Origin of the sequence: Planctomonas deserti, assembly GCF_003067705.1 — a bacterium.
Classification (GTDB): Bacteria; Actinomycetota; Actinomycetes; order Actinomycetales; family Microbacteriaceae; genus Planctomonas; species Planctomonas deserti.
The window spans coordinates 478,470-500,491 of record NZ_QANL01000003.1 but is presented as its reverse complement, the minus strand read 5'-3'; the positions used below and the strand labels follow the sequence as shown (position 1 = coordinate 500,491).

The following is a 22,022-nucleotide window of genomic DNA, read 5'->3' as shown; positions in this document are numbered from 1 at the left end:
AAAAGAAAAATGACAACAGGCACCGTCAAGTGGTTCAACGCCGAAAAGGGCTTCGGCTTCATCGCCCCCGAGGACGGCAGCGCTGACGTGTTCGCCCACTACTCGGCCATCAACTCGAGCGGCTACAAGTCGCTCGACGAGAACCAGCGCGTCGAGTTCGACATCGCCCAGGGCCCCAAGGGACCCCAGGCCGAGAACATCCGCCCGCTCTAAGCGCGCAGGACTCGCCGATTCCTCACTGATGTGAGGAATCACGAACGGCGGGTGACCGGGTTCCAACCCGGTCACCCGCCGTTCGGCGGTTAAGCGCTCGCCGCACGAATAGTCTCTGCGCGAGCACTCAGTAGACGAAGAAGTCGAGCCACTGCCGGTTATGGGCGTGGACGAGCACGAGGAACAGCACGAGATCGAACAGCAGGTGCACGCTGACGACGTAGGTGAGCGACTTCGTGCGCTTGAACGTATAGCCCTGCAGCAGGGCGAACGGATACGTGAGCAGCGGCCCCCAGGCGTGATAGCCGAGCTCCCACAGGAACGACGAGAACACGAAGGCCTGCAGCACGTTCGCCAGCCAGTCGGGGAAGTGCCGCCTGAGCAGCGTGAACGTCGTGCAGACGAAGAAGAGCTCGTCCCAGATGCCGACGGCGTTGACGCCGATGAAGAGGCGGATCATCGCGTCCGGCTCCGACACGTTCGGCCAGTTCTGGTACACCCCGGTGCTGATCATGTAGAACGGCAGGATCGCGTAGCCGAGCGCGACGATGAACACCAGGTACAGGCGCTCCGCCCGGCTCCAGCGCTGCCCCGTGTTCACCGGGAACCGCACCGCGTGATCGTGATAGACCCAGCGGGAGACCGCATACGGCACGAGGACGGCCAGCGCGAGGGCAGACCCCATCTGCGCCATGTGGCCGATGCTGATGTCGGAGTCGAGCGGCACGGCGCTGATGATGATCATGCCGGCGGCGATCAGCACGAGGTCCTTGAAGAGCCGGCGGTCGATCACGGCGGCGGTCACCAGGGCCGCGGCCAGCGCGCCGTACCCGCCGAGGTCCGTGCCGAAGCCGTAGAGCAGCACACCGGACACGGACAGGAGCACACCGGGCAGCAACCGCCACGACAGGGCCTGGCGCCGGTCCCGTTCCGGGATCGCGACCGGCTGCGCGGTCATCCGGCGTCCGTGGACGCGTGCGCAGCCTCAGCGCTCGGCAGGAGGGGCGTGCCGCGCTGAGCAAGATCCCGCACCCGCGCATCGCCCGGGTCGTCGAGGAGCACCTCGACGGACGCGTCGAGCAGATCCTCCACCTCGACGGCGAAGCCGCTGAGGTCATGGGGCGCGGCCGATGGGGCGAGGGACACGATGAGGACGGGATCCCCGCCGGGCTCGGGCTCCGCGACGAGCACCCGCGTGACGGAGTGCCGCCTGCCGATCGCGGCGATGCGCTCGGTGTTCTGGTGCAGCACGGCGCCCGGCCGCGGCTTGGCCGCGCGGAGTATCCGCTCGGCCACGTCGTCGTTCGGGCGCACGATGCCGCGCTCGTACAGGCTGATCTGCGCCTGGTTGACGCCGCCTGCCGCGGCGGCCAGCGCCTCCTGCGTCAGTCCGCTGCGCTCACGGGCAGCACGTAACTTCTGAGCGATGGAGATCATCGCAGCCTCCCGTTCGGATCCGGTGCACTCGTAAAGATATCCGAGAGCCGACCATCAGCGGGTCCTTTCCCGTGTCCTGTGGGCTGCGGATAGGGGCGGCGACATGGGAACGAGGAGCGGCCGGTGCACTTCGTGAGGTGCACCGGCCGCCCAGTCAGGATGCCGCTGCGACGAATCTCAGCCGCGGCGGTGGGACCACGTCACTCGGTCTCGGCCTCGCTCTCCGTCTCAGCCGAGGCGCTGTCCTCGTCCGAGAACGAGTGGTAACCGCCTCCCCGGTACTTCTCCTTCAGGGGCACGATGACCACCTCTCCGGCGTCGGGGGCGAACACGTTGGTCGTGACGTACAGCTTGCCCTTGCGCAGCTCGATGGCGGCGGGGCTCGGCAGCGCGATCAGCGGCGTCGGGGTGGTCGAACCGCGGGTCAGCACGGACACCTGCCCCGCGCCTCCCTCTCCCCCGAACAGCTCGGCGACGTAGATGTTGCCGGTCCGGGTGGAGACGGCGAGGTTCGTCGCGCCCACGAAGCCGGTGGCAACGGTGACCACCTCTCCGCTCCAGGGGTTCACCTTGAGCACGGAGCCGCGGGCGCCGAGGCTGGCGTCCTCCGGACCGCCCGGGAGGGAGGTGACGTAGAGCCAGCCGTCCGGACCCCACTCGACGTCCGTGGGCACCGGCTCCGCCGTGAAGGTGCTGCCGACGACGCAGTCGGGCAGCTCCTGAGAGGTCGCGATCTCGGCCGTAACCGTGACGGGCGCGAGCGCGGGAAGCACCGCCACCGTCGACACGGTGCCGTCGTGCTGCACCCTGAGGATGGCGTTGGCGCCCGCATCGGCGACGAAGATGCCGCGGCGGGTCGGCAGCGTGGCGAACGGGTGCGAGTCGATCCTGCCCTCGTACGGCTCGGCCACGGCGGCGAACTGCGGGTTGACCTCACTCACCTGGGCGACGCACTCCTCCGTGAGCCCATCGAACCCGTACGTGTTGACCTGGTCCGGGTTCGACTCCGTCTCGTAGGCGAAGATGTCGGCGACCTCGCGCGGTTCGCCGTCCCCCTCGAGCGCCATGAGCGCGGAGGCGGTGTAGCCCTCCGGACCGCCCGTGAGCTGTGCGTAGTAGACCGTGCCGCGGCTCGACGACACTGCGGAGATCTCTTCTCCCGGCGCGCTGACCTTCGTGGTGACGCTGCCGTCGCGGCCGATCCGGGACAGCTCGCCGGCGAAGTTCTCGGTGACGAACGAGACGCGACGCCCGTCGACCTCGAGGCTGAGTGGTCCGTTCAGACCGGTCGCGATGGTCTCGGGCTCGCCGGCCTTCGGGGGCCGGGGTTCATAGTCCCCGTGCGCCGTGGCCGGCGCTGCGACGGAGACGGATGCGAGGAGGGTTCCGCAGGCGAGCGCGGTGAGGATCCGGTGTTTCACTATTGCTCCTTTGTCCATGACGACGATGTCGGGAGGAGGTCAGTGCGTGCAGAGAAGGTCGTGGCTGTGGACGTCGGCGAACCGACCGCGACGAAAAGTGCAGGAGCACAGATCTCGCCAGGTGTCGGCACAGTGCCGACGTGCCGAACGCTAGCGGTATTCCCACCGACTTGTCGAGAGTTTTTCATGTTCATGGATCGGAACCGGCCGCCGGGGCGCGCGCGCATCCGGGTTGGGCCCTCGGACGCGCGAAACGGGGGCACCGGTCGCGCGGTGCCCCCGTTCCCTGCCCAGTCGCCTAAGCGGCGGGCTTTGCGGTGAGGTCGTCGATGGTGACGATGAGGGGGCTGATGGTTCCGCCGCTGCTGAAGTAGCTGTGGACGCCGATGGATCCGGCGGCCTGCAGTGCGGCGGTGGTGTCGGTCCTGGTGATCTGCCAGGCGGCCGGCTCGGTGGTTCCTGCCTTCCAGACCTTCGCCCGCAGGGTCGTGGGCGAGGTGCCGGTGACCTGCATGCGGAACACCAGGCTGTCGCCGGTGTTGTAGGTCAGGCCGGGGATCGTCGCGGACTGCAGTGTCGTGCCGGTGTTCTGCACCTGCAGCTGGACGGTGCCGGTGGAGCCGATGACCGCGCGGGTGCGGTAGTCGACGGATCCGACCCGGCGTCCGATCAGCCCGACGTAGGCGCTGCCGCTGGTCGGTCGGGTGAACGAGGCCGTCGCCTGCACGTCGGTGTCGCTGGACGAGACCGCGTTCAGGAACGCGGTCCGAGAGCTGCCCTGTGCGGTGGAGAGGCGAGCGGCCCCGTTGGTGACGGAGTAGTTCGCCGCCGTGCCCGAGACCGTCCACGCACCACCGGTCTCGGCGCTGCCGAGCCCGTTCGACGCCGTGCGACCGAACGCATCCGCCGCGAACACCGAACCCGCAGGAGGCGTCACGACGCTGCCCGTGGGCTTTGCGGTGAGGTCGTCGATGGTGACGATGAGGGGGCTGATGGTTCCGCCGCTGCTGAAGTAGCTGTGGACGCCGATGGATCCGGCGGCCTGCAGTGCGGCGGTGGTGTCGGTCCTGGTGATCTGCCAGGCGGCCGGCTCGGTGGTTCCTGCCTTCCAGACCTTCGCCCGCAGGGTCGTGGGCGAGGTGCCGGTGACCTGCATGCGGAACACCAGGCTGTCGCCGGTGTTGTAGGTCAGGCCGGGGATCGTCGCGGACTGCAGTGTCGTGCCGGTGTTCTGCACCTGCAGCTGGACGGTGCCGGTGGAGCCGATGACCGCGCGGGTGCGGTAGTCGACGGATCCGACCCGGCGTCCGATCAGCCCGACGTAGGCGCTGCCGCTGGTCGGTCGGGTGAACGAGGCCGTCGCCTGCACGTCGGTGTCGCTGGACGAGACCGCGTTCAGGAACGCGGTCCGAGAGCTGCCCTGTGCGGTGGAGAGGCGAGCGGCCCCGTTGGTGACGGAGTAGTTCGCCGCCGTGCCCGAGACCGTCCACGCACCACCGGTCTCGGCGCTGCCGAGCCCGTTCGACGCCGTGCGACCGAACGCATCCGCCGCGAACACCGAACCCGCAGGAGGTGTCACAGGAGGCGTCACGACCGCTCCGGTGTTGCCGACACCGGGGGTGCCCCCGGTGGTGGACGTCGCCCGCCAGTTCGCCGGATCCGCGTTGTCCGCGGTCGGTGAGGTGAGCTCGAGCGACGGGCCCGTGCCCGCCGCGGCTGCGGGCCACGGTGCCGTGGCGGAATAGGTCACCGTGTCGACGACACGGTCGCCGTCTCGCACGGTCACAGTCTCACCCGCGTCGTCGAGGGAGCCGGTGAACTGGCCACCCACCAGTCGGTTGGCGCCCGGGTAGGCCTGACGGAAGGCGGTGTCCGCGCTGACGAACACGACGCTGCCGCCCGCCGGGATCACGGTGCCCGGCTGGATGGTGAGGTCGACCGCGTCGATGGCCCATCCCGAGACGTCGACCGACGACGAGGAGGGGTTCGTGAGCTCGATGAACTCACCGCCCGATCCGGCGGGCTGGTACTGCAGCTCGTTGATCACGACGGACGCGTTCGCCGACTGCGACGCCGGGACGGGCTTGCCCGCGCCCGTGTTGTTGGCGATCACGTTGCGGCGGTCAGCCAGGCCGGCGAGGAACGCGGTGCGCCCCGAGGTCGGGGTGTAGCCGCCCCACCGGGCCCGGTCCTGGTTCCAGTCGGACAGCGTGCGGGCCGTGATCGCGTCCCACTGGGCCTCCATCTTGCCGGGGGTCAGGAACTCGTCGGCCAGCGTGCGCAGACGACGGAAGTACATCTCCCTGATCGAGGGGTAGTTGAGCATCGCGACGTGGAAGCGGTTGTTGGAGTCCGGCGTGAGGTACTCCCCCTTGCCGTCCTTCTCCGGGGTGGTGAAGGTCAGGTCGAGGTCCCAGAACCACATCTCCCAGCGCTGCGTCCCCTCGGTGTCACGCGCGACGTACCAGTTGTGCCAGCCGCTGTCCGCGTGCCGGATGAGCGAGTTGATCGCCAGATAGTTGACCATCTCCGGAACGTTGACGTTCTGGTAGATCCACGCCTCCTGAGCGGCCGAGGCCGGAGCGTCGATGGCGTTGGTGAGGTTCCACACGTCGGTGAAGTCCTCGTCCTCGCGCGTCTTCTTGTCCAGCCAGAGCGAGTCCTCGTACGCCTGGGCGGAGGGAAGCCGCCCCACCCGCCCGCCGTCGCCCTTGTAGATGGCCCAGTCGTCCACGCCCTGGTCGTCGCGCCACGTGCCGTCCTGGGTCTCCATGATGCGGCCGAGGCTCCAGAAGGCACCGTTGCGCTCGGTCCGGACCGGCTGGATGCCGAGGCCGCGGGCTCCCGCCGACAGTACGGTGGCCCAGGAGACGTCGGCGAAGTTGTGATTGAAGTTCTGAAGGGCGAACTCGTCGAGGGGGTACGGCATGCGGCCGCCGAGATCGAACGTGTACCCCTTGGGGAACTCGACCTTCCAGTTCACCTTGGCGGCCTCCCGGGAGACGCCTCCGCGCACGTTCATGAGCACGCCGTCGACCACGTTGCCGTCGAAGGCCCACACGGCCTCGCCCTGGAAGTCGTCCTGGCGGTGGTTGGCGAGGATGTCGTTGTAGACCGCGTCGTCCATGAACCACTGCACGGTGGGCAGCTGACTCGTACCCGCCGCCGGGACTACAACCCCGCGGTAGCGCACGGAGTCCCCCTCCGCGGGCGCCGAGTACTGCACGCCACCCGAGGTCGCGTCGATCCGGTACCGGGTCAGCGTGCCGGCCGGCTGGCCGGGAAGGGTGGCCGCGTAGACGCCGTCACCGGCGCCACCGGGGCTGGCCGCGTCATCGAGGAACGGAATGGCGACGTCCTGACCGAACATGACCTTGTAGGACAGCGTCGCTGTCGATCCTCGAATAAGGCGTGCAGACACCACGACCGACTCGTTCGCGGCGGGGCGTGCAGGAGCGGCCGCCAGATCCGTGATCACGGGTGCGACGGCGGTGCCGTTGAGGGAGTTGACGGCGTTCGGCGTTCCACCCGTGACGGTGCTCGCCCCCCAGTTCTCGGCGACGCTGTTGTCGGACATCAGGTCACGGAGTTCGAGAGTGGGGCCGCCCGCGTCCGGGCTCGTCGGCCAGGGCGGGAGGTCGGCGTACGTGACGGTGTCGACGACATTGGCGGCCGCGTCGACGAGCGTCACGGTCTCTCCGCCATTGCTGAGGTTGCCCCCGTAGAGCGCGTTCGGGGCGAACCGGTTGGTCGCCTCGAAGCGGACCGCCTCCTTGGCGACGACGAAACGACCGCCGGCGGGGACGACGCTTCCAGCCGGCAGAATGCCGCTGACCCCGGAGGTGAATGACCAACCCGACATGTCGATTGCGGTCGTGCCCGTGTTGGTGAGTTCGAGGAAGTCGTCCTCGTCGAGGTCCGAGACGGCGTGGTAATTGAGTTCGGATAGGACTATTCCGCCGGGTTCAGCAGAGGCGGATGCTGCGCCGAGAACAACTGTTCCCGATGTTGCAAGTGTCGTAAGGACCAGGGTCGCGACGACCCGCGACCTACATCTGGGCAGAATGGAATGACCGGTTTCGGGATTCAACGAGGATTCCTTCGTCTTCGGAGGAGACGCGGAAAGCTCGACGGGGGGAAAGAGCTTTCCGCCACTGTGGGGGGCAGTGTTGCGTCACCTTATCGCGCGCTTATCGAATGACAACGCCCCCCGAACAGGGGTCATCACGGAATTGAATCGGAAAAGTGCCACACGGCAAGAAGATGTGCCGTCAGGCCCAGATTCCGGCGCTTCTGCGTGGTCATTAGAGAATCGCGCAGGCGCTTCCGAATAAGGGTTGTCACGGGACGCGGGTCGGAGTGGGGCGGGTGATTGGGGCGTCGCGTGAGGCGCCGGCCGCCCCGGTGCTTGCCCGGGGGACGTTCAGCTCGGGCATCCGCGTCCGCACCACCTGGATACGCGACGACGACCGCGGTATTGTCGCGCTTTCGCTTCCTCCCCCTAGGACCGCGGGCTGCCCTGCGATTGACTTCGCGCATGGAAACCACCGATGACGCTGGCACCACTCAAGAGCCGACCGGAGAAAATACCGACGCCGACCGGGAACGGATTCTTGATGCGGCTCTCGACGCTCTCGCGGACGCCGGCCCCCATGACGACGTCTACGGCGAGGTCACCCGCGCCGCAGGCGTGAGCAGGGATGCCGTCAGGGAAGCGTTCCCCGCGGAGCACGATCTGCTCCTCGCCGTGCTCGATTTGCGTGACGCGCGAGCCGAGCGGCTCATGGCCGGACCCGACGACCCCGGGGTCGATCAACTGCGCGGGGTGGTTCGGCTCGTCGAGCACAACGCGACCACTCCCGGTCTCGTCGCTTTGCACTGTCGGCTCTCGGCGGAGGCCACCGTTGGGGACCATCCCGCACACGCCTATTACGCGGAGCGCTACCCGGCGGTCATCTCCGGCACGGCGGAGATTCTCCAGCAGATGGCGGACGACGGAGAACTCGCAGACGGGGTGGAGCCGACGGCCGCAGCGCACGCCCTCATCGCGGTGCTCGACGGCATCCAGCTGCAGTGGCTGATCAACCCGGCACACGTCGACATGGCGGCGGTTGTCCGCAACTACATGGCGACCCTGCTGCCGGCCGGTACGTCGCTGTGACCGGTGCGAAGCGTGGCGCAGTGCCTGGTGCGTCGCTCCGGCGCGCGGACCGCCGCATCCCGGCGTCAGCGCGTGGGAGTTCCGGCTACTCGGTGGAGCCGGTTCCCGGCCACTCCCCGTAGTGCTCGGTCACGGGATCCTGATCCTCGATCTGGGGGTTGGGCGGACGTAGCCGGGCGATGTTCGTGCGGATGGTGGCCACGACCTCCGCATCCTCAAGGTCGACCGCGCGGTCCAGGGCGGGGGCCGCGAACAGCTGACTGGCCGGCCCGAGCAACAGGGTGGTCTGCCCGCGGGCGCCCTCGTCCGAGAGGGCGGGGACCTCGACGACGTCGGACTTCCCCACCTCCGCGAGGGCGTGGGCATAGTCGAGCACGGCGGCGCACACCGTGTCACTCAGGATCACGAATCCGCTCGCGTAGTAAAGCTTTCGCATCCCGCCTGTCTAGCACGCCGCCTTGATTGTGAGGCGACCCCGGCGGACCCGAGGACAGGCGGATGGTGATCGGGGCGCTGTCGTCCGGTCGTCTATAGGCTTGTTGTCTATGCGCGCCCGGCCCAGCACCAGTTCCGAAACCGCCGAGACGCAGAACGTGCACCTCGGCACCGGTCTTCGGTCCTACGGCCGACTGCTGGCTCACGGCCCCGCCTCGCGCCCGTTCGTCTGCGCCGCGCTTGCCCGGCTCACCCTGGCCATGATCCCCCTCGGCATCCTGATCCTTGTCGAGCAGGAACGGCACTCCTATGTGATCGCCGGAGTCGTCAGCGGGGCGTACGCGGTCGGTGCGGCCATCGGCACCCCGGTGTGGGGACGTTTGATGGACAGGGTCGGCCAGGTACCGGTTCTGCTGCCCACCTCGCTCGCGAGCGGTTTGCTGCTGGTCGCGCTCGCCCTGGTCACCCCCACCTCTGCGCCGGACTACGTGCTCGTCGCCCTTGCGGTGGGCGTGGGCCTCGCGTACCCCGCCATCAGCCCGGCCCTGCGCTCCAGCTTCCGCATCGTGCTTCCCGATCCGGAGTCGCGGCGGGTCGCCTTCGCACTCGACGCGACGTCGGTCGAGCTCGCCTTCGTCTGCGGGCCGCTGCTGCTGTCGGTCCTGCTGCTGCCCGGCATCCCGGTCCTGCCACTGTTCGTCACGGCCGGGCTGCTGGCTGCCGGCGGCGTGGGCTACTGCCTCACCGGCGTGGCTAGGCGCGCCACCCCCGCCCGCCAGCGGGAAGCGTCCGGACACACCGGGGCGACGACCGGGGCACGCATCGGCCTGGTGTCGACCGGTGTGCTTGCGGTGCTCGCCGTCATGCTCATGGTCAGCATCGGTTTCGGTCAGCTCGACACCTCGATGGCCGCGACCGCCGACCTTGCCCTGGGCGGAACCGCCCAGGTGGGCATCCTCTTCGCCGCGATCGCCGGCGGCAGCACGGTCGGCGGACTCGCGTACGGCGCCCGGTCCTGGCGCTTCGCCGAAGGGAACGCGGTGCCCATCCTGCTCGCGTTCTTCGGAGGGTTCCTCGCACTGCTGGCCTGGCTGCTCGACTCGGGCGACGTGAGTCTGTTCGCGCTCCTGCCCGTGCTCTTCCTGACCGGGCTGACCATCGCCCCCACCCTGATCATGCAGCAGGCACTGCTCGACCGGGCGGCCCCGGCGCACCGGCTCAACGAGGCGCAGGCTCTGCTGTCCGCGGCGAACACCACCGGGGCGGCCATCGGCACGGCGATCGCCGGTGTGGTGATCGATGGGGCAGGTCTGTCCTGGTCCTTCGGCGGGGCCGCCCTGGGCACGCTGCTGGCAGCGGTCATCGCCCTCGCCCACGTCGGCCGCCGCCGGCCGACCGTGGTGCCCGCCGTCAGTCGCTGAGCGGGGGCCCGGCCGAGTAGGCGCCGGCCGAGCGGATGTCGGCCGACCAATCCGCCTGTGTCGCCGGCTCGTGCCGCTGTCTCGCGAACGCCGGGCACAGCCGACGCGGACTAGGGTGACGAGCGTCGCCGGGGGCAACTCCCGAACCGTGGCAGGTCAGGAGCACCCATGAGAGTCGGCATGCTCGCCCCCATCGCCTGGCGCACTCCCCCCGTGCACTACGGGCCGTGGGAACTCGTCACGAGCCTGCTCACCGAGGGTCTGGTACGCCGCGGCGTCGACGTCACCCTCTTCGCGACCGCGGACTCCGTCACGGCTGCCACCCTCGACTCGGTCGTACCGCACGGGTACGCCGAGGATCCCGAGCTCGACGGCCGCGTGTGGGAGGCCATCCACGTGGCGCACGCCCTGGAGCGGTCCGGGGAGTTCGATCTTCTGCACAACCAGCTCGACTGGCTCCCGCTCGCGTTCTCCCGGCTGTCGCGTGCACCGCTCGTCACCACCGTGCACGGGTTCTCCGGCAGCAACATCCTCCCGGCGTACGCGCGGTCCCGCTCGGCATACGTCTCGATCTCCGATTCCGACCGATCCCCGGACCTCGACTACATCGCCACCATCCATCACGGCATCGACTTCCGGGAGTTCACCGCTCGGGAGACCGCGGACGAGGACGGACACCTGGTGGCGTTCGGCCGAATGCACCCGGACAAGGGCATCGACACCGCGATCGAGATCGCCCGACGATCGGGCAGGCGGATCGTGCTGTGCGGCATCGTGCAGGACGCCGACTACTTCCGCGAGCGGGTGCTCCCCCACGTCGACGACGACCGCGTGGTCTACCTCGGCTCGGTGGGCCCGGACCAGCGCGACGAGGTGCTCGGCGGGGCGGCGGCGCTGCTCCACCCGGTGCGCTTCGCGGAGCCGTTCGGTCTGTCGGTGGTCGAGGCGATGGCGTGCGGCACGCCGGCCGTCGCTTACCGAACCGGCTCGATGCCCGAGATCATCAATGACGGCGTGACCGGCTATGTGGTGAACGATCTCGAGGAGGCGGTCGCCGCCGTTGAGCTCGCCGCGAGCCTCGACCGGGGCGCGGTGCGGGCGCGCGCGTTCGATCGCTTCGAGGTCGAACGGATGGTGGACGGCTACCTCGCCGTGTACGAGGAGCTCCTGGCGCGCACCGGTTCCTGAGGGTTGCTCCGGAAGCGGTGGTAGAGTCCGCACAACCGCGTCGCACCGGCCAGGAGGCCGCGACGCGAACCGGATCACGGCAGGGTCGACGTGCTCCCACGAGGGATGCCGGCCGGCAGACGTCTCGCCGTTGCCCGCCGCCTGCCGCCGCGGGCACAGGAAAGGTCCCCGTGACGCAATTCGGTCTCCTCAGCACGTATCCGCCCACTCGGTGCGGGCTCGCCACCTTCACCCAGTCCCTGGCCACTGCCCTGGTTCGTCCGGGGGACCCGGCCGCCAGCATCGTGCGGGTACTGGATGAGCCCGAGGCCCGCCCGGGCGCCGCCCTGGGCGCCTCCGCCGTCGTCGCCGCGGAACTGGTCGGCGGCGTCCCGTCCGATCGCGTGATGGCGGGCCAGATCCTCAACGCCAGCGATGTCGTCATCGTGCAGCACGAGTACGGCATCTACGGCGGGCCGGACGGCGACGAGGTCCTCGACCTGCTGGAGACCATCGACGCCCCCTGCATCGTGGTGCTGCACACCGTGCTCCCGAACCCCACCCCGTCCCAGCGACGCGTTCTCGACGCCGTCGGCGCCCTCGCGTCCGCCGTGGTCGTCATGACCGAGAATGCGTGCGGGATCCTGGAGTCGACGTACGGCATTCCCATGGCCAAGGTGTCGGTGATCCCCCACGGCGCTCCGGTGCGGGCACCGGCACAGAAGCACGAGCTCCGTGCCCGCCGTCGCGTGCTCACCTGGGGCCTCATCTCCCCGGGCAAGGGCATCGAGTGGGGCGTCCGCGCCATGGCGGAGCTCACCGACCTCGACCTCGAGTACGTCGTCGCCGGGCAGACCCATCCGAAGGTGCTGGCCACCGCCGGAGAGAGCTACCGCGAGAACCTGGGCGCACTCATCGAGGACCTGGGCCTCGAGGCGAGGATCTCGCTCGACGGCCGCTACCTCGACGACGACGAGCTCACGGAACTCGTGGACAGCGCCGATGTCGTCCTGCTGCCCTACGACTCCCGCGACCAGGTGACGTCCGGCGTGCTCGCGGAAGCGGTAGCGGCCGGGCTTCCGGTCGTCGCCACAGGTTTCCCGCACGCGGTCGAGCTGCTCGCCGGTGGTGCCGGCCTCATCGCCGCGCACGAGGACCCGCACTCGATGGCCGAGGCACTCCGCTCGGTCCTCACCCGGTCCGACGTGGCGGCGCAGATGCACGAGGCGGCGCTCCGGGACACCGAGAAAACGTCGTGGCCGGACGTCGCGCAGCGGTACCGGGTACTCGCGGCAGAGCTGATCGCGGCTCAGGCCGCGTGATGCCTCTCGCCGCCCCCTCGTTCCACCATCTGCTGGCGCTCTCCGACGACACAGGGATTTTCGAGCACGCGAGGCACGACGTTCCACGCCGCGAGCACGGTTACTGCGTGGACGACGTCTCGCGCGGCCTGATCGTGATCGTGCGCGAGCCGGACACGACGGCCGAGCTCGATGCGCTCGGCGAGACGTCGCTGCGGTTCCTCGAGGGTGCTCTCGCCCACGACGGATCGTCCCGCAACCGGATGGATGCGGCGGGCGCCTGGACCGACCCGCCCGCCCTGGGCGACTGGTGGGGGCGTTCGGTGTGGGCGCTGGGCACCGCCGCCGCCGGTGCCGGTGGTCCCCTGCCCCGCAAGCGCGCCCTCCGCGCCTTCCACCTCGCGGCGTCGCGGCGCTCGCCGCACCTTCGATCGATGACCTTCGCCGCCCTCGGCGCCGGGGAGGTGCTCCTCCGTCTCCCGGACGACGAGGTCGCGCACCTCCTCCTGCGCGACGCCGCCGACAGGATCATGGCCGCGTCCTCCGATGCGCCGTGGCCGTGGCCCGAGCCGCGTCTCACCTATGCGAACGCGGCGATCCCGGAAGCGCTGATCCTCGCCGGCACGGTGCTCGGTGCGCCGGAGGTGACGCTGCGCGGGCTCGCCCTGCTGGACTTCCTCCTCGAGCTGCAGTCCCAGCCCGGGCATCTCTCGGTGAGCGGAAGCGCCGGTGGAGGCCCCGGGGATCGGGGTCCGCAGTTCGACCAGCAACCCATCGAGGTCGCCGCGCTCGCCGACGCCTGCGCCCGCGCCTACGCGGCGACCGGCGACGCGTACTGGCTGGACGGCGTCCGCCTGGCGTGGGAGTGGTTCGAGGGTCGAAACGACTCGGACACGGTGATGTTCGACGCGCTGACCGGCGCAGGGTACGACGGGCTGGAACGCGAGGGCCGCAACGCCAATCGCGGGGCCGAGTCCACCCTCGCCGTGCTGAGTACGCACCAGCAGGCGCGCCGGCTGGGCGTGCTGGATCTCGTCAGGGTTGCGGGGTGATCGGGAGCGAGCACGACGCGGAGCTCCTTGCCGATCCCGGCCGAGTGGTGGCCCGTCTCTTCCTTCCGGGTGAGGGCGTCGCCTCCAGCCACTCGCGGGCAGCGGAGATCGTGCGGCGCGTGCTGGAGATCCCCTCGCCCGACGTGGAGGACCTTGCACGCGATCTGCTCGAGGTCTTCTCGGCCCGGGTCGGTGACGCCTCCGAGCTCTTCGCGAGCCATACCGAGGCCGTCAGCTCCCGCCTGCGCAGCGAGTCGACGGTCAGCCCCGCGCAGAGCGTCGTGCTGGGCGCGAGCTTTACCGCCGAGTACGCCGTCGAGGGTGCCGCCCTGTGCAACCCGAGCGCCGTGCAGCATCCGGACCAGAGCGGCCTGGAGGACGGTCAACTGCGGGTCGCCGTCGCGCTGCGCGCCATCGGCGAGGGACACATCTCCTCCATTGGCTTCGCCGAGGCCGTGATCGGTCCCGGGGAGAGGTGGGAGTTCGTCGAGCGTGTGACGCCGCTCACGACGCCGGTGATCGCTGATGGCCAGTGGGGTCGGATGCAGTTCGAGCAGGCCCTCGAACACGACCACTACCTCAACGAGCTGACGAGTGCCGTTCTGGGCCGCCTCCCGGAGCGTTTCACCCCATCCGACCTGGAGGATGCCCTGGCGGCTCTGCCGGATCAGCTCACGAGACACCGTGACAGCAGGGTCGATCGCGAGACGCTGCGGCGCATGGCCGCATCGGCCTACGTCTCGCGCTTCGACGAGGATTCGGCGCTCAGCCAGCGCATCCTGCTGCCCGTCGCCGACGAGGAGGACCACGGGATGGAGGACGCGCGTTTCGCGCGAACCACCGCGGCCGATGGTTCCACCGAGTACCGCGCCACCTACACGGCGTACGACGGGCACGCGATCGCACCCCGCCTGATCACCTCCCCCGACCTGGCCACCTTCTCGATCCACCGCCTCTCCGGGTCTGCCGCCCGGAACAAGGGCATGGCCCTGTTCCCGCGACTCATCGGCGGGGAGCACCTCGCGCTGAGCCGCACCGACGGGCAGAACATTTCCCTGGCGCGCTCCGCCGACGGGTTCGACTGGTCGGACGCCGGCATGGTGCATCGACCCGTGGAGCCGTGGGAGATGATCCAGACCGGCAACTGCGGCTCCCCCATCGAGACGGAGCGCGGCTGGCTCGCCCTCATCCACGGCGTGGGGCCCATGCGCACGTACTCGATCGGAGCGCTCCTGCTCGATCTCGACGACCCACGGAAGGTCCTGGCGCGCTCGGCTACGCCGTTCCTCGTACCGACCGGGGAGAGGCGCAACGGCTACGTGCCGAACGTGGTCTACTCCTGCGGAGGTATCGTGCATCAGAACACCCTCTGGGTGCCGTTCGGAGTCGGTGACCACCGTATCCGCGTCTTCTCGGTGACCGTCGACGAGCTGATCGAGTCTCTCACCCCCTGCTGAGACGTGCGCTCGGGCATGGGAAATGCCCGCCGTTTCGGTCGTGTGGAATCACGGCTATTCGCTTTCTGACCCCTTTTGGGGAGGCGTGACAAGACACGCGAGACGGCATTCCTGTGCCCGCGTTGTTCTTTATCGTCCTGGTGAATTCGCCTAGCGATCGTTTTCTGCGCGTTGAGAAATGACCGTATCGATCAATACGGCGGCACCGCCGCTGGGCGGCGAATGGAGGACGGCGCAGGTCGAATGGCTTCCCAGCTTGTCACTCGTCTTTGGTTCGGTCGGAGCTGCCCGACGCCCGGAATTCCGGCCTAGAAGCACGCCTCGGAGTGCCGGCGGAAGGATCGCGAAGGCGCCGATTGCTGTCGGAATTCGTCACCACAACGCATCGGGATGCCTTTCCGCTCTTTTCGAAAATACCCCCGTAAAGGGTTATTCGTTCTCCTCGATGGAGCATCACCGCCCCCATTGGGGGGATTCCCATAAGTGGGGGCACTAGCGCCCCCATACGGGGGAATGTAACCAATTGTTCACCTCGCTTATGTTTTGGATAAGACATTCCGGGGGGAATCCATAATGAAGAAGCACATTGCTTTCGCTATCGCACCGGTTATCACTGCCGCTGCTCTCACTTTCACGCTCGGCGCTGCGCCGGCTCAGGCCATCACGGAGCCGTTCACGGTCGGGGTCACCCAGCCGAGCGCATCCAACACCGGTGTCGGCATCGTCCGCGCCAAGCCGACCGCCGTGCATACCTCGACGAACTTCACCGTCACCAAGGACAACCAGGTCGTGAAGGACCTCATCGTCAACGGCATCATCGACACGAACGGCTACGACGACGTGGTCATCGAGAACGTCATCGTCAAGGGCCAGGGCGCCAACACGGGAGCGCCCTTCCTCATCAAGACGGGCAAGTCCAACCGTGTGACAATCCGCTACAGCGAGATCTACTCGTCGATCGGCTACCCGGCGATGGGCATCGGCTCCGGCAACTACAAGTCGTACCGCAACAACATCCACCACGTTTCGGATGCCCACCGGGTGAACCTCTCGGGCTCCGCGACGCCGGACGCGATGCTTGCCGTCATCGAGGGCAACTACGTGCACGACACGATCATGTGGTCCCCGGACCCCGCTCAGGCCCGCGCCGACAACAAGACGCACTCCGACGCACTCGTTCAGCTCGAGGGTGGCAAGAACATCCGCATCACGGGCAACCGCGCGACGGGTCTGCACTCGACCGACGGCACCTCCTCGGTCACCCGCACGACCACGGCCGCGCCGTTCATCCCCGTGACCTCCGGGGGCATGGCGTACGCCGTGACGACCTCCTCCATCATGGTCAGCCCTGCGGCGGACTGGACGATCTCGAACGTCACGATCGACAAGAACTGGCTCGGCGGCGGTGAGGTGACCATCAACGGCGCCGACGACCTGCTCGGCACGTCGTCGATCTCGGGCAACGTGTTCGACGCGAACTCGCTGCAGAACGTGGCCATCTGGCCGAAGAGCGTTGCGGGCCTCAGCCTCACCGGCAACATCCTCAAGACCGTCACCTACTGATCTCCGCCGCTCCCGCATCGGCCAGTTCCGAAGGCCCTCACCCGTACCGGGGCGGGGGCCTTCGTGCGTGCGGTGTGCGGGGGCGGCGTGGGGAGTGGGTGCGCATCCTGGGAGCCGGAATCGGATGAGGTCCACGCACCCGACGCTCGGGAGGACGCGCAATTCAGCAGATCCCGGGCGACACGCCGTCACGGGGCCGCGACGCGCCGGCAGGCGTCGGCGATCTGCTGAGTTGCGTCGGGTCGGGCGCGGAACCTGCCGGGTGCCGCTTCTGGTTTCAGGCATTGACCGCAATACAGGCTCACGGCACCCAACACAGGCTCTGGTGGCGAGCTCAACGCGGAGACTGGCGAGAACCCGCGGCCGCGGGTGTGAGGGAGCCTGTGTTGGGAGAGGTGCGGCCTGCGTTGCGCGCCGGCACGGGGTCCGCGACCGGGATCGAGTGCTCCCACGGTCCCTGAGCCTGTCAAGGGACGAAGGGATCGCGCTCGCTGTCCGGATGCTCGGTGCAGGTTGTGTCGCTTCGACAGACTCAGCGACCGTGTAGGCCGACCCGCGACATCTCAGCGACTTGGCGAGCGAATCGGGCTACGCCGAGGGCCGCGCATCCGTAGGGCGTGCGGCCCAAGCCCACAGTCAGCGCGCGGACGGGATCGAGTGGTTCGGTGCCGCGACCAGATGCACCCCTGGCACCGACACGGGCGAGCGCGCGCCCCGCCTTGGGCTACCCCTCGTTGCTGCGGGACTGCAGGATCTGCAGCCAGTCGCTCGGTACCCGCTCGGCGGGGCCGGGAGCGGTCTGCTCCGCGGGCCGGCTGTGCGGGGCGGCCAGCTCGGGACCCGCCAGGAACCGGGACGCCCTGAAGTCCCGGAACCAGTCCTCAGCGGGTTCGAAGCTCTGAATGACGGGATGCCCGGTGTCGCGGGCGTGGGCGGACGCGTGGCGGTTGAGCGAGTCGTCGCAGCAGCCGACGTGCCCGCACTCAGCGCATCGCCGGAGGTGCACCCACCAGCTGCCGGTCGCGTCGCACTCGACGCAGCCGGTTCCGCTGGGCGGAACGCTCGTATCGATCTCCGTCATGGTGCCTCTCCTTCTCAAGGACTCGGGTTATGGCTGCGAGGGGGGCCCTCGGGCTCTGCCTCGGGTCGGCCAGCGTCGGAATGACCGTCGCGCACAGCATCAGTATCCGGGACGAGGCCGCTACGAGTTGCCCGAGGCAGGGCGAGGCGGCGTCTCCTTCCCCTCACCGGCTCCGAGGTGGCACACGGGAAGGGGCCCCGACGCCGTGGCGGCGTCGGGGCCCCTCGAGGGTGATCGGTGGATCAGCCGTTCGCTACCGCGAACGGTCCGGCCACTCCCCCGTTGCTGGACACCACGTAGATCCGGCCCGGGTTGGTCGTGGGCACGTTGGTCCGCAGCCGGATGCTGTAGTCACCGATGCCCGGAGGTGCTGCGGCCACGACCGCGGCGGTTGCCCCGGTGATCGCCGCGCCGCGGGAGCCGTCCGCGTTGACGCGGAAGACCTGCACGCTCGCGCCCACCGTGGAGCCGGTACCGACGACCCGGAAGTCACCGGTCTTCCATTTCGCCGTGGTGATCGTGATCCGGTCCGTCGCCGTGTCGGTGGCCTTGATCAGGCGCTCCGACTCGGCGCTCGTTCCGCCGGCGTTCTTCGCCGCGACAGTGAACTGGTAGGTCGTACCTGCGGTCAGTCCGGTCACGTTCTGGCGAGGCACCGACGAGACCGGCGGCTGGGTGGCCAGCTTGGTGCCGTTCGTGTCGTACACCGTCACCTGGTAGGAGATGTCGGTGCCGGTCACCGCGTTCCAGGTCAGCGCCATGGAGTTCTGCGTCTGGGTTCCTGCCAGGCCGGTCGGCGTGGCGGGAGCCGCCACCGAGACCGGCTTGTAGTCACCGCTCTCCTGCAGGTGGTTGCCCGCCTGGTCGAAGGTCGCGATGTTGACGTGGGTCGGCGCGGTGATCGGGATCGGCCCGGTGTAGGGCTCAGCCGTCAGGCTGGGGCCGTCACCCTCGATCACGGAGCTGCCGTCGGTGGTGAAGAAGACCTCCCCGTTGCTGGCCACGGAGACGGAGTTGGCCTCGACCGCCTCCTCGGGAGTCGTACCACCGACGGGGGTGACGGTGAGGGTGGGCAGCGTCTCGTCACGGGGACCCGCGGCGGTGGCGGGACCGAACGGTACGCTCATCTTGCTTCCCGCCATCGACCGCACCTCGAAGGTGTAGGTCGCAGCCGAGTCGAGCCCGGTGAGCGTCGTGCCGGAGGCGGTCGCGCCGAGGCGAACGCCCTGGACCGTGCTGGTCGCCGAGTTGACGGCCTCGACGCTGTAGCCGGTCACCTTGTCGGCGTCGGGCAGTGCTGCCGCGGCGGTCCACTTGATGACAGCCGACGTCTTGTCCGCCGAGCGGACCACCGAGGCAGTGCCCGCGGGGGCGCCCTGCTGACCGGGACCGGAGGGGCAGCCGCCCATGCCGGGTCCGCCGAACTCGCCGTACTCGGCGATCGTCAGTCCCTGACGGTTGCCGTCGGCGTCCTCCTCCTGCCAGTACATCGCGCGCTCGCCGAGGTCCGCGGCGGCGGCGGTGGTCGCAGCCTCGAGGGTGTCGAACTGGTACGTCGCCGTGAAGGTGCGGTCGGCTCGCACCTCGAGTCCGGAGCTGTAGCCCCCCTTCGCCGCCGGGACGATGGGGCCGGGAATAGCGCGGATGTCACGCTTGCCGATCACGTCGACCAGGTCGGGGTTGATGATCCGCTGCTCCATCCGAGCCGGGTCCACCTCCGGACCGAACTTGCCCTGAACGGTGATGGTCGTGCCGTCGCGAACCATGTCTCCGGTGACGGTCGCGGATGACGTCGTGGTCTCGTCCTTCGTCCCGTCAGCGAAGCTGATGGAGACGACGTCGCCGGCCTTGATGTCCGGCGTGACGTTGAGTCCCGTGCCCGCGCCCCAGCAGACCCCACCGGGGTGGTTGACCTCGAACGCGACACCGGAGTCGGAGACCACGGCTTTCGCCGATCCCACGACCCCGACGTTCGCGCGGGTCACCTGCAGGGTCGCCGTCTCCCCGGCGTAACGCTCGTATCCCTCGACCGACACGAAGTCGCGGTCGGGGAAGACGACGACGTTGTCGGGGAATGCGGGAACGGCCGCGAATGCGGCGGGGGCGGTGACCACCAGTCCGGCGGTCGCGACGCCGAGTACAGCACCGATCCCGACGGTGCGGCGCATCCGACGGCGCCTGTCTCCTGTCCGATCTAACAACATTGTTTTGCCTCCTCATGGCCAATGGGTACCGAGCGTCGATGCGCCAGCAGCAGAGACTCCTCGATGGGAGTCACAGTCCACGGTCGGCCTTGGGAAAGTCTTGGGCTCTCCGGATCCATGACCTCGGGCGGGGTCCGGATCCGACGGGATGGTACGAGGAAGGACGGGAGGAAGGGAGGGCTGAAGAGGTCAGGCCGGCGTCACGATGTAGGTCGCCACGTGCGCGTCGCCGTCCTTCGCGACGGTGAGGACGACCCGATACGCCGAGGAGGTGAAGATGCCGAAGCCCGCGTCCGCATCAGCGCTCACCCCGGACGCGGAGTAGCCCGCGTCCTCGAGCCGGGCCTGCGCGTCGGCGAAGGCGGAGGCGTCGGCGACCCGCACCTGCGCCGCCCATCCGGCGTTCTCGGCGGCCGTGCCGCCGCGGAGAACGTCGTCCGAGACGAGGGGGACCTCCGCCGGGAATCCCAAGGGCAGTGTGCCGTCGGTCGTGAAGTCGATGCCACCGAGAGCCTCGCGCAGCTGCTCCTGCGCGCCCTCGCTGAACTGCTCCACCTGGCTGCCGACGACGCCCTGCACGACGTTGTCGGCGAGGCCGCCGCAACCGGCGAGCGACAGCACGAGTCCGGTGGAGAGCAGGGCGGCGGAGGTCAGGCGAAGCACGGGACGCATGCCGACATTCTCCCGAGGCCCGGTGCTGCGAACCTGAACGCCGACGAGGGCGCCTGTGACGGGACGCGGAGGCGCCGACCGCGGCCGGTCACTCCGACCGGCCGGCGCGCCGGTGCGCCACGCGAAGCGGCTTGCGAAGCACGGGGATGGCCCGTCGGTCCAGCCACGGCTCCGTGCTGCGTTCGGCGTGTTCGACGTCCAGCTGCGCGACCACCTGCTCGATGGCGGACAGGACGGAGCCGTGCAGCAGCCAGAGCTCGGTCTGGCCGCGCGGGTCGACGTCGAGGAGGGTGAGCTCCGTCAGCACCGCGCGGGCCTCCCGCACGGCGTCGAGGGTCCGCTCGAATGCCTCGTCGGCACGGTCCGCCTTCACCCGCCCGTACTCCGCCAGGATGAGGTCGCCGAACGCCCGGAGGCAGGTCGCGACGTCGTCGAGCACGACGGCGAAAGCCCGCCTCAGGTCGGCCTCCGACGGGCCAGAGGGCGTCAGGGCGTCGGCGGGCGCGCGTCCGCCGATGGTGATGACGAGGACGCGCTGCGCGGCGAGGGCCCGGTCGAGCCTCTCGACGGCGGACGCGAGGCCCGGGTGCACGGTCGCGGTCGTGAGCGCCCGCGGGTTCAGACGCCGGCCCTCCCGAGCCGCGTCCACGGCGGCCGACGCGGCCTGGAGCTCCGCGGCGATGTCGCCGGTCCACTCGGTCCACGCGGCCACCTCATCCGGATGCGGGGCGCGCTCGCCGAGCGTGCTCGCGATCTCGTTGAAGAGGGCGGCCTGGGACCGGGTGACCCGCCGCACCGCCTGGCTGGCCTGCGCGTTCTGGATGGCGATCGGCACGACCAGGCTGAACACGATGCCGACGACGGTGCCGATGAGCGTGTTGGCGACGCGCACCTCCGCCGCGACGCCGGGAGCCGAGACGGCCAGGATGAGCATGGCGCTGATGGGCGCCTCAAGCGTCTGGTGGCCGAGTCGCAGGAGGTTGGCGATCACGAGCGAGGCCGCGATCACGAGGGCGAGGCTCCACCAGGAGAGCCCTAGGTACGTCGTCGTCACCACGGCCACGAGCACGCCGGTCAGCACGGCGCCGACCCGGACGACACCCATGAGCAGGGTGCCCACGGTGGAGGCCTGCACGACGAGGAGCGCGGTCAGGGGTGCCGTCAGGTCGAGGATCCCCGGGAAGACGGAGTCGGCGACCACGTACGCGACGACCGCGGCGATCGTGAGCCGGGCGATGTTCCTGGCCGATGGGAGCAGGCGTTCCGGCACCTGAGCCCACGAGGCCGGAAGCTCCGGCCAGAGCCACAGCAGCAGCCGGCGTGGGTGCAGGCGCGAGGGGACGCGCCGCTGGTGAGGCCGTGCACCCATACCGGATCCTTCGACGCGGGCCGAACCTGAGGCAGTCCGCCGGGGGGCTCCTCGAAGTCGTGCCAGAA

17 protein-coding genes are annotated in these 22,022 nt (G+C 69.3%); 8 read left to right on the top strand and 9 right to left on the bottom strand.

Features of this window, described 5'->3' with window-relative positions:
- Window positions 1-9 precede the first annotated feature (9 nt).
- A complete protein-coding gene (locus tag DAI20_RS13135) occupies window positions 10-213 on the top strand; it encodes a cold-shock protein (RefSeq protein WP_108251510.1) in 204 nt (67 codons plus the stop codon).
- A 127-nt stretch (window positions 214-340) separates the two neighbouring features.
- On the opposite strand, the gene DAI20_RS13130 is transcribed toward DAI20_RS13135, so the two are convergent.
- The 4 genes from DAI20_RS13130 to DAI20_RS13115 all read right to left on the bottom strand — a co-directional run bounded on the left by DAI20_RS13130 (window position 341) and on the right by DAI20_RS13115 (window position 7,161).
- Entirely contained in the window at window positions 341-1,171 is an 831-nt protein-coding gene (locus DAI20_RS13130) for a CPBP family glutamic-type intramembrane protease (protein ID WP_108251508.1), read from the bottom strand.
- Window positions 1,168-1,650 carry a helix-turn-helix domain-containing protein gene (locus DAI20_RS13125; RefSeq protein ID WP_108251506.1) on the bottom strand — a complete coding sequence of 161 codons (483 nt, stop codon included), beginning with the start codon at window positions 1,648-1,650 and terminating at the stop codon, window positions 1,168-1,170. Before DAI20_RS13125 ends, DAI20_RS13130 begins: the two co-directional genes overlap by 4 nt.
- 200 nt (window positions 1,651-1,850) lie before the next feature.
- On the bottom strand, window positions 1,851-3,071 hold the full coding sequence (locus DAI20_RS13120) for a ScyD/ScyE family protein (RefSeq protein ID WP_159085043.1): 1,221 nt from the start codon (window positions 3,069-3,071) through the stop codon (window positions 1,851-1,853).
- 298 nt (window positions 3,072-3,369) lie between these two features.
- Window positions 3,370-7,161, bottom strand: a complete 3,792-nt coding sequence (locus DAI20_RS13115; RefSeq protein WP_108251502.1) for a lamin tail domain-containing protein — start codon at window positions 7,159-7,161, stop codon at window positions 3,370-3,372.
- A gap of 447 nt (window positions 7,162-7,608) precedes the next feature.
- Here DAI20_RS13115 and DAI20_RS13110 point away from each other — a divergent pair, with 447 nt between their 5' ends.
- Window positions 7,609-8,232, top strand: a complete 624-nt coding sequence (locus tag DAI20_RS13110) for a TetR family transcriptional regulator C-terminal domain-containing protein (protein WP_108251500.1) — start codon at window positions 7,609-7,611, stop codon at window positions 8,230-8,232.
- A gap of 85 nt (window positions 8,233-8,317) precedes the next feature.
- Here the strand turns inward: DAI20_RS13110 and DAI20_RS13105 are convergent, their stop codons facing one another.
- Complete coding sequence (locus DAI20_RS13105) at window positions 8,318-8,668, bottom strand: hypothetical protein (RefSeq protein ID WP_108251498.1); 351 nt, start codon at window positions 8,666-8,668, stop codon at window positions 8,318-8,320.
- Window positions 8,669-8,777: 109 nt separating this feature from the next.
- Between DAI20_RS13105 and DAI20_RS13100 the strand changes: the two genes are divergently transcribed.
- The 6 genes from DAI20_RS13100 to DAI20_RS13075 all read left to right on the top strand — a co-directional run bounded on the left by DAI20_RS13100 (window position 8,778) and on the right by DAI20_RS13075 (window position 16,628).
- Window positions 8,778-10,088, top strand: coding sequence for an MFS transporter (locus DAI20_RS13100; RefSeq protein WP_108251496.1), 1,311 nt, complete (start codon window positions 8,778-8,780; stop codon window positions 10,086-10,088).
- A 168-nt stretch (window positions 10,089-10,256) separates the two neighbouring features.
- Window positions 10,257-11,276, top strand: coding sequence for a glycosyltransferase family 4 protein (locus DAI20_RS13095; RefSeq protein WP_108251494.1), 1,020 nt, complete (start codon window positions 10,257-10,259; stop codon window positions 11,274-11,276).
- Between the two features lie 170 nt (window positions 11,277-11,446).
- Entirely contained in the window at window positions 11,447-12,577 is a 1,131-nt protein-coding gene (locus tag DAI20_RS13090) for a glycosyltransferase (protein WP_108251492.1), read from the top strand.
- Window positions 12,578-12,684: 107 nt separating this feature from the next.
- On the top strand, window positions 12,685-13,608 hold the full coding sequence (locus DAI20_RS13085; RefSeq protein WP_240606067.1) for a glycosyltransferase: 924 nt from the start codon (window positions 12,685-12,687) through the stop codon (window positions 13,606-13,608).
- The gene (locus DAI20_RS13080; protein WP_205781445.1) at window positions 13,605-15,065 is read left to right on the top strand and encodes a glycoside hydrolase family 130 protein; all 1,461 of its coding nucleotides are present in this window, start codon (window positions 13,605-13,607) and stop codon (window positions 15,063-15,065) included. The genes DAI20_RS13085 and DAI20_RS13080 overlap by 4 nt, the downstream gene beginning before the upstream one ends.
- Before the next feature lie 573 nt (window positions 15,066-15,638).
- Window positions 15,639-16,628, top strand: a complete 990-nt coding sequence (locus tag DAI20_RS13075; RefSeq protein ID WP_108251488.1) for a hypothetical protein — start codon at window positions 15,639-15,641, stop codon at window positions 16,626-16,628.
- Window positions 16,629-17,352: 724 nt separating this feature from the next.
- Here the strand turns inward: DAI20_RS13075 and DAI20_RS13070 are convergent.
- The 4 genes from DAI20_RS13070 to DAI20_RS13055 form a co-directional block, all read right to left on the bottom strand.
- Window positions 17,353-17,709 (bottom strand): UBP-type zinc finger domain-containing protein, encoded by a 357-nt coding sequence (locus DAI20_RS13070; RefSeq protein WP_108251487.1) that lies wholly within the window; start codon window positions 17,707-17,709, stop codon window positions 17,353-17,355.
- Between the two features lie 242 nt (window positions 17,710-17,951).
- Window positions 17,952-19,877, bottom strand: coding sequence for a fibronectin type III domain-containing protein (locus DAI20_RS13065; protein WP_159085042.1), 1,926 nt, complete (start codon window positions 19,875-19,877; stop codon window positions 17,952-17,954).
- Window positions 19,878-20,102: 225 nt separating this feature from the next.
- The gene (locus DAI20_RS13060; RefSeq protein WP_108251483.1) at window positions 20,103-20,585 is read right to left on the bottom strand and encodes a hypothetical protein; all 483 of its coding nucleotides are present in this window, start codon (window positions 20,583-20,585) and stop codon (window positions 20,103-20,105) included.
- An 88-nt stretch (window positions 20,586-20,673) separates the two neighbouring features.
- Window positions 20,674-21,954, bottom strand: coding sequence for an FUSC family protein (locus tag DAI20_RS13055; RefSeq protein ID WP_108251481.1), 1,281 nt, complete (start codon window positions 21,952-21,954; stop codon window positions 20,674-20,676).
- Between the last annotated feature and the right edge of the window lie 68 nt (window positions 21,955-22,022).

Excerpts from the sequence above, each read along its gene's own strand:
- DAI20_RS13135 (WP_108251510.1), top strand. The coding sequence starts at position 10 with ATGACAACAGGCACCGTCAAGTGGTTCAACGCCGAAAAGGGCTTCGGC.
- DAI20_RS13130 (WP_108251508.1), bottom strand. The coding sequence starts at position 1,171 with ATGACCGCGCAGCCGGTCGCGATCCCGGAACGGGACCGGCGCCAGGCC.
- DAI20_RS13125 (WP_108251506.1), bottom strand. The coding sequence starts at position 1,650 with ATGATCTCCATCGCTCAGAAGTTACGTGCTGCCCGTGAGCGCAGCGGA.
- DAI20_RS13110 (WP_108251500.1), top strand. The coding sequence starts at position 7,609 with ATGGAAACCACCGATGACGCTGGCACCACTCAAGAGCCGACCGGAGAA.
- DAI20_RS13105 (WP_108251498.1), bottom strand. The coding sequence starts at position 8,668 with ATGCGAAAGCTTTACTACGCGAGCGGATTCGTGATCCTGAGTGACACG.
- DAI20_RS13100 (WP_108251496.1), top strand. The coding sequence starts at position 8,778 with ATGCGCGCCCGGCCCAGCACCAGTTCCGAAACCGCCGAGACGCAGAAC.
- DAI20_RS13095 (WP_108251494.1), top strand. The coding sequence starts at position 10,257 with ATGAGAGTCGGCATGCTCGCCCCCATCGCCTGGCGCACTCCCCCCGTG.
- DAI20_RS13075 (WP_108251488.1), top strand. The coding sequence starts at position 15,639 with ATGAAGAAGCACATTGCTTTCGCTATCGCACCGGTTATCACTGCCGCT.
- DAI20_RS13070 (WP_108251487.1), bottom strand. The coding sequence starts at position 17,709 with ATGACGGAGATCGATACGAGCGTTCCGCCCAGCGGAACCGGCTGCGTC.
- DAI20_RS13065 (WP_159085042.1), bottom strand. The coding sequence starts at position 19,877 with ATGCGCCGCACCGTCGGGATCGGTGCTGTACTCGGCGTCGCGACCGCC.
- DAI20_RS13060 (WP_108251483.1), bottom strand. The coding sequence starts at position 20,585 with ATGCGTCCCGTGCTTCGCCTGACCTCCGCCGCCCTGCTCTCCACCGGA.
- DAI20_RS13055 (WP_108251481.1), bottom strand. The coding sequence starts at position 21,954 with ATGGGTGCACGGCCTCACCAGCGGCGCGTCCCCTCGCGCCTGCACCCA.